This window comes from Planomonospora algeriensis (assembly GCF_977012225.1).
Genome location: NZ_CDRNDK010000001.1, coordinates 38068 through 50899 on the forward strand (window position 1 = coordinate 38068; position 12832 = coordinate 50899).

The 12832-nt window shown below is 71.9% G+C and carries 11 protein-coding genes; 4 read left to right on the forward strand and 7 right to left on the reverse strand.

What is annotated here, in order from left to right:
• Positions 1–7: 7 nt before the first annotated feature.
• On the reverse strand, positions 8–253 hold the full coding sequence (locus ACWJ6R_RS00180) for a DUF2630 family protein (RefSeq protein ID WP_449060243.1): 246 nt from the start codon (positions 251–253) through the stop codon (positions 8–10).
• 378 nt (positions 254–631) lie between these two features.
• On the opposite strand from ACWJ6R_RS00180, the gene leuA reads away from it, so the two are divergent.
• Both leuA and ACWJ6R_RS00190 read left to right on the forward strand, forming a co-directional pair.
• Positions 632–2338, forward strand: a complete 1707-nt coding sequence (gene leuA, locus ACWJ6R_RS00185) for a 2-isopropylmalate synthase (protein WP_449060244.1) — start codon at positions 632–634, stop codon at positions 2336–2338.
• A 424-nt stretch (positions 2339–2762) separates the two neighbouring features.
• The gene (locus ACWJ6R_RS00190; protein WP_449060245.1) at positions 2763–4019 is read left to right on the forward strand and encodes an ATP-binding protein; all 1257 of its coding nucleotides are present in this window, start codon (positions 2763–2765) and stop codon (positions 4017–4019) included.
• Positions 4020–4055: 36 nt separating this feature from the next.
• Here the strand turns inward: ACWJ6R_RS00190 and ACWJ6R_RS00195 are convergent, their stop codons facing one another.
• The 3 genes from ACWJ6R_RS00195 to ACWJ6R_RS00205 all read right to left on the reverse strand — a co-directional run bounded on the left by ACWJ6R_RS00195 (position 4056) and on the right by ACWJ6R_RS00205 (position 5885).
• Entirely contained in the window at positions 4056–4379 is a 324-nt protein-coding gene (locus ACWJ6R_RS00195; RefSeq protein ID WP_449060246.1) for an STAS domain-containing protein, read from the reverse strand.
• The gene (locus ACWJ6R_RS00200; RefSeq protein WP_449060247.1) at positions 4376–4936 is read right to left on the reverse strand and encodes a DUF5994 family protein; all 561 of its coding nucleotides are present in this window, start codon (positions 4934–4936) and stop codon (positions 4376–4378) included. Before ACWJ6R_RS00200 ends, ACWJ6R_RS00195 begins: the two co-directional genes overlap by 4 nt.
• Before the next feature lie 220 nt (positions 4937–5156).
• Positions 5157–5885: a TetR/AcrR family transcriptional regulator gene (locus ACWJ6R_RS00205; RefSeq protein ID WP_449060248.1), complete on the reverse strand. Its 729-nt coding sequence runs from the start codon at positions 5883–5885 to the stop codon at positions 5157–5159.
• 245 nt (positions 5886–6130) lie between these two features.
• Between ACWJ6R_RS00205 and ACWJ6R_RS00210 the strand changes: the two genes are divergently transcribed.
• The gene (locus ACWJ6R_RS00210; protein ID WP_449060249.1) at positions 6131–7075 is read left to right on the forward strand and encodes an NAD-dependent epimerase/dehydratase family protein; all 945 of its coding nucleotides are present in this window, start codon (positions 6131–6133) and stop codon (positions 7073–7075) included.
• Between the two features lie 9 nt (positions 7076–7084).
• Here ACWJ6R_RS00210 and ACWJ6R_RS00215 read toward each other — a convergent pair whose 3' ends face one another.
• The 3 genes from ACWJ6R_RS00215 to ACWJ6R_RS00225 form a co-directional block, all read right to left on the reverse strand.
• Positions 7085–7990 carry a Gfo/Idh/MocA family protein gene (locus tag ACWJ6R_RS00215; RefSeq protein WP_449060250.1) on the reverse strand — a complete coding sequence of 302 codons (906 nt, stop codon included), beginning with the start codon at positions 7988–7990 and terminating at the stop codon, positions 7085–7087.
• Positions 7991–8000: 10 nt separating this feature from the next.
• Positions 8001–9431 (reverse strand): M20/M25/M40 family metallo-hydrolase, encoded by a 1431-nt coding sequence (locus tag ACWJ6R_RS00220; protein ID WP_449060251.1) that lies wholly within the window; start codon positions 9429–9431, stop codon positions 8001–8003.
• Positions 9432–9667: 236 nt separating this feature from the next.
• The gene (locus ACWJ6R_RS00225) at positions 9668–11029 is read right to left on the reverse strand and encodes a Glu/Leu/Phe/Val family dehydrogenase (RefSeq protein ID WP_449060252.1); all 1362 of its coding nucleotides are present in this window, start codon (positions 11027–11029) and stop codon (positions 9668–9670) included.
• A gap of 198 nt (positions 11030–11227) precedes the next feature.
• On the opposite strand from ACWJ6R_RS00225, the gene ACWJ6R_RS00230 reads away from it, so the two are divergent.
• Positions 11228–12799, forward strand: coding sequence for an alkaline phosphatase D family protein (locus tag ACWJ6R_RS00230; protein WP_449060253.1), 1572 nt, complete (start codon positions 11228–11230; stop codon positions 12797–12799).
• Positions 12800–12832: the final 33 nt, after the last annotated feature.

Consider the following 12832-nt stretch of genomic DNA (forward strand, 5'->3'; position numbering starts at 1 on the left):
GCCGGTCCTACTGGCGGTACTCCTCGACCTCGTCGACCGGGCGCGGCTCCGCCGCGTTGGGGTCCTCCCCGAACTCCCGGTGAGCCCGGCGCTGCCTGAGCAGGTCCCACGCCTGGTCGAGGGCCTCCTCGATGGATCTGATCCGGTGGTTCTCCTCATGGGAGGAGATGGAACCGGACGCCAGTAGCGAACGGAGGTCGCGTTCCTCGGCGATGAGGTGGTTGATGTGGGCGAGAATGTCGACGTCCTTCATTGCGGACCCTCCCTTTCTGCGCTCCTTTCGGACTGTATCCGACGGGCGCCGCCGTACTCGGCGGCAGGCGGGAGCGGGCACCGGTCCGGCCCGGGAGCGGCGGCGGGCGCGGGGCATCCGGATGCCCGAACGGTCACCTCTCCGGGCGTCCACTGCGGCGTCCGGCTGTCCGGCTGTTCGGGCGTCCGGGCGTCCGGCTGTTCGGGATGTGAGATCGGCGTCCGGGGATTTGGAACCGTCTGTTAACGTGGCATGCATGCTGCGCGGGCTGCTTCTTAGCTGCCGCGGCGAGGGCCTGTAACAGGCCGGCTCCCTCGTCGCGGAGCGAGCCATGCGTGTCGGCCGTGATCGTCTTTCCAGTCGAGGAGCCGAAGCGATATGTATCCGCAGCAGCCCAGCCCCATGCCGTTCCAGCGCTACCAGCCCTTTGAGCCGGTGCGCCTGCCCGACCGCACCTGGCCCGACAAGGTCATCGACAAGGCGCCCCGGTGGTGCGCGGTGGACCTGCGGGACGGCAACCAGGCGCTGATCGACCCCATGGACGCCCACCGGAAGCTCAAGATGTTCGAGCTGCTGGTACGGATGGGCTACAAGGAGATCGAGGTGGGCTTCCCGGCCGCCTCGCAGACCGACTTCGACTTCGTCCGGCAGATCATCGAAGAGGGCCGGATCCCCGAGGACGTGGTGATCCAGGTCCTGACCCAGGCCCGGCCCGAGCTGATCGAGCGGACCTTCGAGGCGATCCAGGGCGCGAAGTCGGCCATCGTCCACCTGTACAACTCGACCTCCACGCTGCAGCGCCGGGTCGTCTTCGGCGCCGACCGCGAGGGCATCACCGCCATCGCCGTCGAGGGCGCCAAGCTCTGCAAGAAGCTGGCGGACGCCTCCGACGTGGACGTCTACTTCCAGTACTCCCCGGAGTCCTTCACCGGGACCGAGCTGGAGTACGCCGTGGAGGTGTGTGACGCCGTCAACGAGGTCTGGCAGCCGACCCCGGAGCGCAAGGTCATCGTCAACCTGCCCGCCACCGTCGAGATGGCCACGCCGAACGTCTACGCCGACCAGATCGAGTGGATGCACCGCAACCTGGCCCACCGCGACTCGATCATCCTGTCCCTGCACCCGCACAACGACCGGGGCACGGCCGTCGCCGCCGCCGAGCTGGGCTACCAGGCCGGGGCCGACCGGATCGAGGGCTGCCTGTTCGGCAACGGTGAGCGCACCGGCAACGTCTGCCTGGTCACCCTGGGCATGAACCTGTTCTCCCAGGGGATCGACCCCGAGGTCGACATCTCCGACATCGATGAGATCCGCCGCGTCGTGGAGTACTGCAACCAGCTGCCCGTCCACCCGCGCCACCCGTGGGGCGGCGAGCTGGTCTACACGGCCTTCTCCGGCTCCCACCAGGACGCCATCAAGAAGGGCTTCGAGCACCTGGAGCGCGACGCGGCCGCGGCTGGCGTGCCAGTGGACGAGTACACCTGGGCGGTGCCGTACCTGCCGATCGACCCCAAGGACATCGGCCGCAGCTACGAGGCCGTGATCCGGGTCAACAGCCAGTCCGGCAAGGGCGGCGTCGCCTACATCATGAAGGCCGACCACCACCTGGACCTGCCGCGCCGGCTGCAGATCGAGTTCTCCCGGGTGGTGCAGGCCCGCACCGACGCCGAGGGCGGCGAGGTCACCCCGGCGGCGATGTGGGAGGCCTTCGCCGACGAGTACCTGCCGAACCAGGCCAGTCCGTGGGGCCGCTTCGGCCTGCTGGCCCACCGCAACGCCTCCGGCTCCGACGGCAAGGACGTCATCGGCGCCGACCTGCGGGTGGCGGGGGAGATCCGCGAGGTCGAGGGCGTCGGGAACGGCCCCATCTCCGCCTTCTGCGACGCGCTGTCCGGCATCGGGGTGAAGGTCCGCGTGCTCGACTACGCCGAGCACGCGATGAGCGCCGGCAGCGACGCCAAGGCCGCCTCCTACGTCGAGTGCGAGGTCGGCGACCAGATCCTGTGGGGGGTCGGCATCGACGCCAACACCACCACCGCCTCCCTGAAGGCGATCATCTCCGCGGTCAACCGCGCCACCCGCTGACCTCTGCGGCTCTCCTCCGGCGGGGCCTGTACGGCTTCCGCGGGCGGATCCCCGCGGTTCCCGTCCGGACCCGGCACGACCTGCCGGGTCCGGCGCCCCCGCTCGCGCCCATGAGGCCCGCGTCGTCTTCCCGGCCGCGCTCACCGCGAAATCCACGCGGAGCGCGGCCGAGTCGTCTCCGGCCCCGATCACCCGGTCTCCGCCCCCGGCCTACTTCCCCGGAGTCAGGCGTACGGCTCGCCGGTGCGCCGGGAGGCGGGCGCGTACCGGCCCGGCGGGCTGCGGGCCGGATCGGCCGCCGGTCGGCGGCGCACCCGCCGTGGCCTGTTCTTTACCCGCCGTACCGTGGGAGGAGGTGTCGATTCCGGGATGAGCGGCATACCTACCTGGACCCGCGGTGGCGGACCGGTGAGGGAACGAGGCCATGAGAGAGATACCGGATCAACCGGGTGAGGTCGAGCGGCTGGCCGAGCTGGAGTCACTGGGGGCTCTGGACGTGCTGGTCGAGCCGATCTTCCAGGCGATCGCCGAGCTGGCCTCCCATGTCTGCCAGACGCCGATCGCGCTGGTCAACCTGCTGGGCACCGGACGGCAGTACTTCAAGGGCCGGGTCGGCACCACCTCCGCCGACATGGACCGGAGAGTCGGGTTCTGCCCCTACACCATCGCCGCCTGCCAGTTGCTGGAGGTGCCCGACGCCCAGTCGGACGTACGTTTCCGCGACGATCCGGCGGTGGTCGGGGAGCCGTACGTGCGCTTCTACGCCGGTGCGCCGATGATCAGCGATCGTGACGTCGCGCTGGGGGTGGTGTGCGTGTTCGACCACCGCCCGCGCCGGTTGACCGCCGAGCACCGCCGGGCGCTGGAGACGCTGGCCGCCTGCGCGGTCGGCATGCTGGAACTGCACCACCACGCCGGCCAGACCGAAGAGGTCGCCATCCGGTTGAACCGGCTGGAGGGAATGAAACAGCAGTTCCTGCGCAACATCAACCACGAGTTGCGCACCCCCTTGACCTCGATCCGCTCCTACCTGGAGCTTCTGCGGGCGGGTGGTCTGGAACAGGCCACACAGGAGCGCTTCCTCCAGGTCATCGAGCGCAGCGGTGACCGCATGCTGCATCTGATCGACACACTGCTGCTGATGGCGAGCCTGAGCGCGTGCAGCGCGCCTTTCAGTCCCGGCCGGGTCGACCTGGCCGGGCTGGCCCGTCAGGCGGTGGGGCAGATCGCCCCCGCGGCCCGGCTCAAGGACCAGAGGGTGAACCTGAGCGCCCCGCAGCGGATGGACGCGTGGGCCGATGCCGAGCAGCTGCAGATCGCGTTGATGCAGGTACTGGACAACGCGGTGAAGTTCACCCCGCTAGGCGGGGCGATCGAAGTGTCGGTCCTGGACGCTCCCGTCCCGCGAATAGAGATCCACGACACCGGTGCCGGCATCGGCGCCGAGGATCTGCCGCACGTCTTCGAGGGGTTCTACCGCGGCACGCAGGCCGAACGGCAGGCCGCCGCCGGCACCGGGGTCGGTCTGTCCATCGTCGAGAAGATCATGGAGATGCACGGCGGCAGCGTGCGGATGGAGAGCCGGCTGCACCATGGCGCGTGCATCCATCTCATCCTGCCGGTGTCGTCCGAGCCTCCGGCGGCGGAGCCTTCCCTTCGCGGTCCGCCCGGTGGTCGGTGACCGTGTGCTCCCGGGGCGTGCCCCGGGAGCACACGGTCACGCCGCCGTCGGCAGGCCGCGGTCGAGACCGGTGATGCGCAGGATTCGGGACATGTGCGGGCGAGGCGCGGTCAGGATGAGGATGGCGCCCAGTTCCCGGGCGCGGTGCTGGACACCGACCAGGACCGACAGTCCGGAGGCGTCGCAGAACGACACCTCCGACAGGTCCAGGACGAGCGGGCCTGTGCTGTGGCGCAGGGCGTCCAGCAACCGCTCGCGGAGCGCCCCGGCGGTGAGGATGTCGATCTCACCGGACAGGCGGACGGTGGTGGGGGCCGATGGGCGGGTCGCACCGGACGGGCGGGTGCCGGCGGCGGTCACGGGGTTCTCCGATCGGTGAGGTGCCCGCCTTCGTTCTCCCAGCCGGCCGGGCCGTCCTCGTCCGGTGCGCCGGCACCCGGTGCGGTGGAGCGTCGCGAGAGGTCGAGGACGTCCGCCGGTCCGAGGCCGGCGATGCCCGCGGCCGCGAGTGCGAGTGCGGCCGTGGCGGGGCCTTCCGCGGTGCGCGGCGCGATGACCAGCAGGGTGACGGGCTCGGCGTCCGCGAGGATGAGCGTGACCAGATACGGCCGGGTGCTGCGGAACCAGCCCACCTTGATCTGGCGGCCCCGGGCCGGGATGCGGCGCGGGATGTGCTCCCAGGCGTCCGGATGCAGGCCGACGCGCAGGGTGGTGCGCCCGAGCCGCTGGTCGATGGCGGAGATGAGCCCGGGCAGTTCGGCGGCGGCGTCGCGGGAGTACGGCCACCAGGCCCCGTCCAGGGCGTCCCGCCTGCCGAGCACGGGATCCAGGCTGATGCGGACCGTGGAGTGGACGGCGGGAACCGCGTCGGCGGTGGGACTGAGCGGTGTGAGATGCGAGAGAATCGTGGGCGTCATGGTCGCCTGGCCTGTCCGGGCCCTTGATCAGGCCGAAAGCGGTCTATCGCCGCGGGCGACGCCGACTTGAGTGCCGGCGCGCGAGATGTCCTCGGTGAATTCCACTCTACTCTGCTTCAAGGGGATTTTTCGGTTTGCCGATGCCGGAAAGGGGCGGGCGGGGATTCAGCGGAGCGGGATACGCTCACCCGCGACCGGCGGCCGACCGGGAGGTGCCCGCTCACCCGTGATCCGGGTCGGCGCTCCCGGATCGGACGGGCAGTCCCAGGAGCGCGGCGTGGTAGCGCATGGCGTGGTCGAAGGCCGGGGCGGGATCGAGGATCGTGTTGGCGAACTGGCCGAACAGCTCGAAGCCGACCCAGCCGAACAGTCCGGTCCAGGCGGTCAGCGCCCGGGCGACCACCTCGTCGGGGACGTCGGGCATGAGCTCCCGCACCCGCGCCGCGTCCCGGCCGAACGAGGCGGGGACGGGCGGGCAGAGGTCCGGCGGGTTCAGGGCCCCGGCCCGGTGGGCGTCGGAGACGATGCGGCCGTAGACGACGGTGTCGCGGATCGCCGCGGCGATGGTGTCCGCCGGGGCCTTGTAGCCGGGCACGGGCGAGCCGTACAGCAGGGCGTACTCGTGCGGGTGCGCCAGCGCCCAGTCCCGTACGGCACGGCAGACGGCCAGCCACCGGCCGGTGTGGTCACCGGGGGGGCAGGCCGCGTCGGCGTCCTCCACGGCCTGGCCGAGGGCGTTGTAGCCGTCGATGATCAGGGCCGTGAGCAGGTCGTCCCGCGAGGGGAAGTAGCGGTAGATCGCCGAGGAGACCATGCCCATCTCGCGGGCCACCGCGCGCAGCGAGAGCCCCGCCGCGCCGTCGACGGCCAGCTGCCTGCGGGCGATGTCGGTGATCTCGCGGGTCAGCTCGGCCCGGACCCGCTCGCGTGCTGTACGGCCTGCGCTCATGGGATCGACCGTACCAGAGCGCTGAAAGAGAACGAGAGCGCCGCTCTTGACTATCCGTGCTCCATTGAGAGAGCATTGCTCTCAGAACGGAACGGCAATCCGAAAAGGAGCTCCCATGCTCGGCCTGGCCGGTCGGAGCGCCCCGGCGATCACCTTCGCCGCCGTCTTCGCCGTCGACGCCGTTCTCCGGCTCGTCTGGCAGCAGTGAGAGCCGGTCCGGAAAACCAGTGGAAGGGAAGATCGAGATGGGTAAGCACGTCGTCGTGGGAGCGGGGCAGGTCGGCTCAGAGGTGGCCCGGCTGCTGGCCGAGGACGGGCACGAGGTCGTCCTCGTCAGCCGGTCCGGCTCGGGCCCGGACCTGCCGGGCATCCGCAAGGAGGCGGCCGACGCGGCCGCCCGCGAGCGGCTGACCCGGCTGGCCGCGGGCGCCGAGGCGCTGTACAACTGCGTCAACCCGCCCTACCCCCGCTGGGCGCAGGACTGGCCGCCGATGGCGGGATCGATGCTGGCCGCCGCCGAGGCCACCGGTGCGGGCTACGTGATCCTCGGCAACCTTTACGTCTACACGGCCCCCGACCGGCCCATGAAGGAGAGCGACCCGCTCGCCCCGCCCAGCGCCAAGGGCGCCGTCCGGGTCCGCATGTGGCAGGACGCGCTGGCCGCGCACGAGGCGGGCCGGGTCCGGGTGACGGAGATCCGCGGCTCGGACTACTTCGGCCCCGGCTGCCGGGACCAGTCGCACCTGGGGGACAGGTTCGTCCCGAGGCTGCTGGCGGGCAGGCCCGTGCGCCACATCGGCGACCCCGACCAGCCGCACAGCTGGACCTACGTGCCCGACGTGGCCCGGGCCCTGGTGACCGCCGCGGCCGACGACCGGTCCTGGGGCCGCGCCTGGCACGTCCCCACCGGCCCGGCGATGACCTACCGGGCCGTGGCCGAGCGGCTGTGCGAGCTGGCGGGCGTCCCCGGCCCGGCGGTCAAGTCCATGCCGCACTGGCTCGTCCGGACGGCCGGCGTCTTCTCGCCCGTGCTCGGCGAACTGGAGGAGCTGCGCTACCAGTTCGTCCGGCCCTTCGTGCTCGACTCCACCGACTTCCAGACCGCCTTCGGCATGGCGCCCACCCCGGTGGACGAGGCGCTGACCGCAACGATCGCGTGGTGGCGCGACCGCCTGGCCGCGGCGGCGTGATCCGCGGGGCTATCCGGCGGAGGGGCGGCCGGTCGCCTTGCGGACGATCTCCTCGCAGAGCGCGTGGGTGGCCAGGGCGTCGTCCGCCCGGACCACCCGGCCGGTCCGGACCGCGTCGAGGAAGTCCAGGCAGGCCTGCTCGATTCCGCGCTGCCGGGCGACCGGGATCCAGTCGGCGCGCCGGGTGAGGGTCTCGCCGCCCGCGTGGTCGACCACGTCGCCGAGGTTGACCACCCGGCGCTTGACGCCGCCGCCCATGACCTCGCAGGTCTCCTCCGCGGTCCCGCTCACCCGGTTCATGACGCCGATCGCGGTGAACCCGTCACCGGACAGCTCCAGCACCACGTGCTCCAGCAGGCCGTCCCGGACCCGCGTGCGGATCCCGGTCCGGGTCGCCTCGCCGGGCACCAGGAAGCGCAGCGTGTCCACGACGTGGATGAAGTCGTCGAAGACCGCCCGCCGCGGCTCCTCCGCGTGGTCCACCCGGTTCTTCTGCATCAGGACCAGATTCCGGGGCAGATCCAGCAGGGCGGCGTACCCGGGCGCGTAGCGGCGGTTGAACCCGGTCATCAGGCTCACCCCCGCCTCGTCCGCCAGCCGGGCCAGTCGCTCGCAGCCCGCCAGGTCGTCCGTGATCGGCTTGTCGACGTAGACGTGCACGCCCGCGCGGAGCAGCGGCTCGACGATCCCGGCGTGGGCCGGGGTGGCCGCGTGCACGAACGCCGCCCGGACCCCGGCCGCGACGACCTGCTCCACCGAGGTGGAGCGCTCCGCGATCCGGTAGGCGTCGCCGAGCCGGTCCAGCGTCGCGCGGTCGCGGGTGCACAGGTGCAGATCGAGCCCCGGGAGCGCGGAGAGCACCGGCAGGTAGGCCTTCTGCGCGATGTCCCCGAGCCCGATCATGGCGATTCTCATGCGCCGAAGCCTATTGCGGGTCCGTCCCGGCCAGCTCGGGCCAGAGGAACGCCAGCGTGGCCGCGCCCGCCAGCAGCGCGTCGATCTCGGCCCGCTCGTCGCTGTCGTGCCAGTGGTCGCTCGGCAGGCCGGTTCCGAAGAAGACCACCGGCGCCTCCAGAGCCCTGGACAGCAGATCGGCCGGCCCGCCCCCGCCGTTGCGCATCTCCCCGGCCACCGGGGCGCCGAACCCCCGCTCCGTCGCCCGGCCCAGCACGGCCAGGGCCGGATGGTCCGGCGGCGTCCGGTACGGCTCCTGGGCGGCCTCCAGCGAGATGCTCAGTTCGTACTCCACCTTGTCGCCGATCCGCTCGGCCACCCAGCGTCTCAGCTGATCGGCCGCCTCGGCGACCCTCTGGTCCGGCACCAGTCGCAGGTTCAGGTCGGCGGAGGCCAGGGCGGGGATCGCACCGCGGGAGGCGCCGACGGGGTCGCCGCCGATGAGGGTGAGGATCTCCACCGCCGGACGGGTCCACACCCGCTCCAGCACGCTGTAGTCGCTCTCCCCGCCCACCGAGCGCGTCTCGGTCCGCTCCAGCCAGTCGGCGTCGCTGTAGGGCAGCGCGCCGATCCGCTCCCGCTCCTCGGCGGTCGGCTCCGCCACCCGGTCGTAGAAACCGGGCAGCGTCACCCGTCCGTGCTCGTCGTACAGCTGCGCCAGCACCTTGCACAGTTCGGCGCACGGGTTGGGCGCCGCACCGGAGACGGCGCCGCTGTGCACGTCCCGGTGCGGCCCGAAGACCTCCAGATGGGCGCTGAGCATGCCCCGCAGGCCGGTGCAGAGCGCCGGTGCCGTCAGCGACCACTGCAGCGTGTCGGACAGCACCACCAGATCGGCGGTAAGCCGGTCGCGGCGGTCCTCCAGCAGGGCGGCCAGGTGCGGGGAGCCGATCTCCTCCTCACCCTCCACCAGCAGCTTGAGGTTGACCTGCGGGGCGGTGCGCCCCGTCGCCGCCAGGTGGGCGCGCACCCCCCACAGGTGGGCCAGCACCTGGCCCTTGGCGTCGGAGGCGCCGCGGCCGTAGATCCTGCCGTCGCGGACCTGCGGTTCGAACGGCGGCGACTCCCCCCAGGAGAGCGAGCGCACGGCGCGCACGTCGTGGTGGCTGTAGACGAGCACGGTCGGCGCCCCCGGTGCGGCGCACCACTCGGCGTAGACCGCGGGGGCGCCCTCGGTGTGCCACAGCTCCACTCCGGGGAAGCCGATCTCGCGTAGCCGGCCGGTCAGCCAGTTGGCCGAGCGCAGCATGTCCGGCCCGCGCTCGGGTTCGGAGGAGACCGAGGGGATGCGCACCCAGTCGCCGAGCTCCCGCAGGAACTCCTCGCGGTACTCGCACAGGAACCGGTGCACCGCCTCGTCGCCGCCGTCACCGCGCCGACCGGAACCGTTCCCTGCCGTCATGGCGGCATGATAGGCACGGGCGCAGCGACATCCGCCCTTCCCACCTGCGAATTTGCCGTCCGTGCGGAGAAGGGAGACCCCGTGCCGACCTCCGGGGGACCTCCTGCCGACCCCGGCATGGCCTGTGCCTCTCCCCGGGAGACGCGGTAACCCCCTCCCTGCGGTCCTGCGCCGGCTCCGGGGGGGATCCCGTGCCGGCCCGGGAGAGGGCCGGCACGGGATCCCCCCCCGGTCCGTCAGGGGTACAGGCCCCGCATCCGGTGGGCCTCGGCGACCCGGCCGACGCCGATGATGTGGGCCGCCTGGCGCAGGGTGACGCCGCGCTCGGCGGACGTCGCCGCGACCGCGTCGTACGAGGACTCCATCAGGTCGCGGAGCCGCGACTCGACCTCGTTCGCGTTCCAGGAGCAGGCCTGCAGGTTCTGCACCCACTCCAGGTAGGAGACGATCACGCCGCCCGCGTTGGCCAGGATGTCCGGGACCACCGTGGCCCCGGCGTCGGCCAGGATGCGGTCCGCCTCCGGGGTGGTGGGGCCGTTGGCGCCCTCCACGATCAGGCGGGCCCTGATCCGCGGGGCGTTCTCCTCGGTGATCACGCCTTCCAGCGCCGCGGGGACGAGGACGTCGACGTCCAGCTCCAGCAGCTCGGCGTGGGAGAGCGCGTCGGCGCGGCGGTAGCCGTACACGCCGCCGGTCTCGGCGACCCAGGCCCGCAGGTCGTCGACGTCGAGGCCGGAGCGGTTCACCACCGCGCCCGTGACGTCGGAGACGGCCACCACCCGGCAGCCTGCGTCGGCGAGGTAGCGGGCGGCGAGCGCGCCGACCTTGCCGAACCCCTGGACCGCGACGGTGCGGCCCTCGGGCGAGCCCGGCAGGGCCCTCAGCGCGGCGATCTGCACACCGCGCGAGGTGGCCCCCGCCCGGCCGAGGGAGCCGCCGAGGGTCGTCGGCTTGCCGGTCACCACGCCGGGGACGGGGTAGCCGGTGTTCACCGAGTAGGTGTCCATGATCCAGGCCATGGTCTGCTCGTCGGTGCCGACGTCGGGCGCCGGGATGTCCCGCTCCGGGCCGATGATCGGCAGGATCTCGTTGACGTAGCGCCGGGTGACCCGCTCCAGCTCGCGCGTGGTCAGCGAGGCCGGGTCCACGGAGACGCCGCCCTTGGCGCCGCCGTACGGGATGCCGACCAGCGCGCACTTCCAGGTCATCCACATGGCCAGCGCGGTGACCTCGTGGATGTCGGTGGAGGGGTGGAAGCGGATGCCGCCCTTGGCCGGGCCGCGGGTGATGTTGTGCTGGACCCGGAAGCCCTGCACGACGTCCATCCGGCCGTCCTCGCGGCGGACGGGCACCGCGACGGTGAGCGAGCGGCGCGGGGTGGCGAGCATGGTGCGCAGGCCGTCGTCCAGGCCGAGCCGGTCGGCCGCCTGGTCGAGCTGGAAGAGCGCGGAGTCGAGGGCCTGGCGGCCCGGGCTGAGCAGAGAGGTGGTTGCCGGCGTCGTTGACGGCACCGTGATCGACATGAAGGAGGACCTCCATACGGTGGGCGGGGCGCCGTTGCCCCGCCCGAGGCGGTTGTTCGTGATCAGCGTAGCCATGCGGTGCCACCGGGCGAAGACGACGGTGTTGCGTTCTCGTGGCCGGTCGTTGTGCGATTCCGCACTTGTCCGCCGATCCGTTGTTACCGATCAAACCGGCTGGGCACTGGGAGGGGAACACGCCGATATGGCAGGCTCGTGGTGATGAGTCCGCCATTCCGTAGTGGCTGATCCGTAGGTTTTGAGGGGACGAACGACGTGCCGGAACTTGTGGTCGGGCCGCTGCTGCGCTACGTCGACGAAACGAGCGCCTCCATCTGGGTGGAGACCAGCGAGCCGTGCGAGGTGACGGTCCAGGCGGGGCGGGCGCGGGGGAGCGGGCGGACGTTCACCGTGCACGGCCACCACTACGCCGTCGTGGACGTGGAGGGCGGCGGGGCCTATGAGGTCCGGCTCGACGGGGAGGCCGTCTGGCCGCTGCCGGACCACCCGCCCAGCCGCATCCGGCTGCTCGGCTCCGGCGGCCCCCGGAAGGTGATGTTCGGCTCCTGCCGGACCAGTGTGCCGCACGACACGCTGCACACGATCTCGCACGGGGTGGACGTCCTGCGCTCCTACGGCTGCAGCCTGATGGAGGCCCCCGAGGAGGACTGGCCCGATCTGCTGCTCCTGCTCGGCGACCAGGTCTACGCCGACGAGCCGTCGGCGGAGATGCTGGAGTTCATCGCCGGCCGCAGGGACACCGAGCCGAAGAAGGAGATCGCCGACTTCGAGGAGTACGCCGAGCTGTACCGGGTGGCCTGGACCGACCCGGAGATCCGCTGGATGCTCTCGACCGTGCCCAGCGCGATGATCTTCGACGACCACGACCTGCGCGACGACTGGAACACCTCGGCGGACTGGCGCGAGCAGATGTCCAAGGTGGAGTGGTGGCCGCGCCGGGTGATCGCGGGGCTCGGCGCCTACTGGGTCTACCAGCACCTGGGCAACATGTCGCCCGCCGAGCGCGAGGCCGACGGCCTGCTCGGCAAGCTGTGCGCCGCGGAGGGCGACGGGGCGGAGATCCTCGACGCCTTCGCCGAGCACGCCGACGCGGTCCCCGCAGGCAGCAGGTGGAGCTACGTCCGCGACCTGGGCACGACCCGCCTGATCATGCTCGACACCCGCTGCGCCCGGCAGCTCACCCCGGGGGACCGGCGCATGATCGGCCCGGTCGAGTGGGAGTGGCTCGCCGAGCAGCTGGAGCGGAAGGGCGCCGAGCGCTTCGTGATCGGCTCGTCGGTCCCCTTCCTGCTCCCGGCGGGCATCCACCACATCCAGACCTGGAACGAGGCGCTGGCCCAGGGGGCGTGGGGCAGGCGGGTCGCCCGGCTGTCGGAGGCCCTGCGCCAGGCCATCGACCTGGAGCACTGGTCGGCCTTCCGCCGCTCCTTCGAGGACCTGGCCCGGCTGCTGGTCGCAACGGGCAGGCCGGTGGTCATCCTCTCCGGCGACGTGCACTACTCCTACGTCGCCAAGGCCAGGCGCCACCCGATCCACCAGCTGGTCTGCTCCCCCATCCGCAACCCGCTCAGCCGGACGCTCCGCCTGGCCAACATCGTCGCGCAGTTCGGCGTCGCGACCCTGATCGGCGGCTCGCTCTCCCGCCTGGCGCGCATCCCCCGCCCGCCCATCCGGTGGCGGATCACCGACGGCCCGTGGTTCTCCAACGCGATCGCACGCTCGACCTGGACGGCCCGCTCTCGGCCCGCTGGGACACCGCCACCAGCGCGGGAGTCACCGAGGTTGCCACGGTGGAACTCGCGATCCGATAGTTACTCTCATTGCTAGAAGTATCAGCGAGGTTACTAACATCAATGAGAG

What these genes read in the sequence shown, in the direction of transcription:
- ACWJ6R_RS00215 (WP_449060250.1), bottom strand. Translation starts at nt 7,990, where the DNA reads ATGAGAATCGCCATGATCGGGCTCGGGGACATCGCGCAGAAGGCCTAC.
- ACWJ6R_RS00225 (WP_449060252.1), bottom strand. Translation starts at nt 11,029, where the DNA reads ATGGCTACGCTGATCACGAACAACCGCCTCGGGCGGGGCAACGGCGCC.
- ACWJ6R_RS00180 (WP_449060243.1), bottom strand. Translation starts at nt 253, where the DNA reads ATGAAGGACGTCGACATTCTCGCCCACATCAACCACCTCATCGCCGAG.
- leuA (WP_449060244.1), top strand. Translation starts at nt 632, where the DNA reads ATGTATCCGCAGCAGCCCAGCCCCATGCCGTTCCAGCGCTACCAGCCC.
- ACWJ6R_RS00205 (WP_449060248.1), bottom strand. Translation starts at nt 5,885, where the DNA reads ATGAGCGCAGGCCGTACAGCACGCGAGCGGGTCCGGGCCGAGCTGACC.
- ACWJ6R_RS00220 (WP_449060251.1), bottom strand. Translation starts at nt 9,431, where the DNA reads ATGACGGCAGGGAACGGTTCCGGTCGGCGCGGTGACGGCGGCGACGAG.
- ACWJ6R_RS00200 (WP_449060247.1), bottom strand. Translation starts at nt 4,936, where the DNA reads ATGACGCCCACGATTCTCTCGCATCTCACACCGCTCAGTCCCACCGCC.
- ACWJ6R_RS00210 (WP_449060249.1), top strand. Translation starts at nt 6,131, where the DNA reads ATGGGTAAGCACGTCGTCGTGGGAGCGGGGCAGGTCGGCTCAGAGGTG.
- ACWJ6R_RS00190 (WP_449060245.1), top strand. Translation starts at nt 2,763, where the DNA reads ATGAGAGAGATACCGGATCAACCGGGTGAGGTCGAGCGGCTGGCCGAG.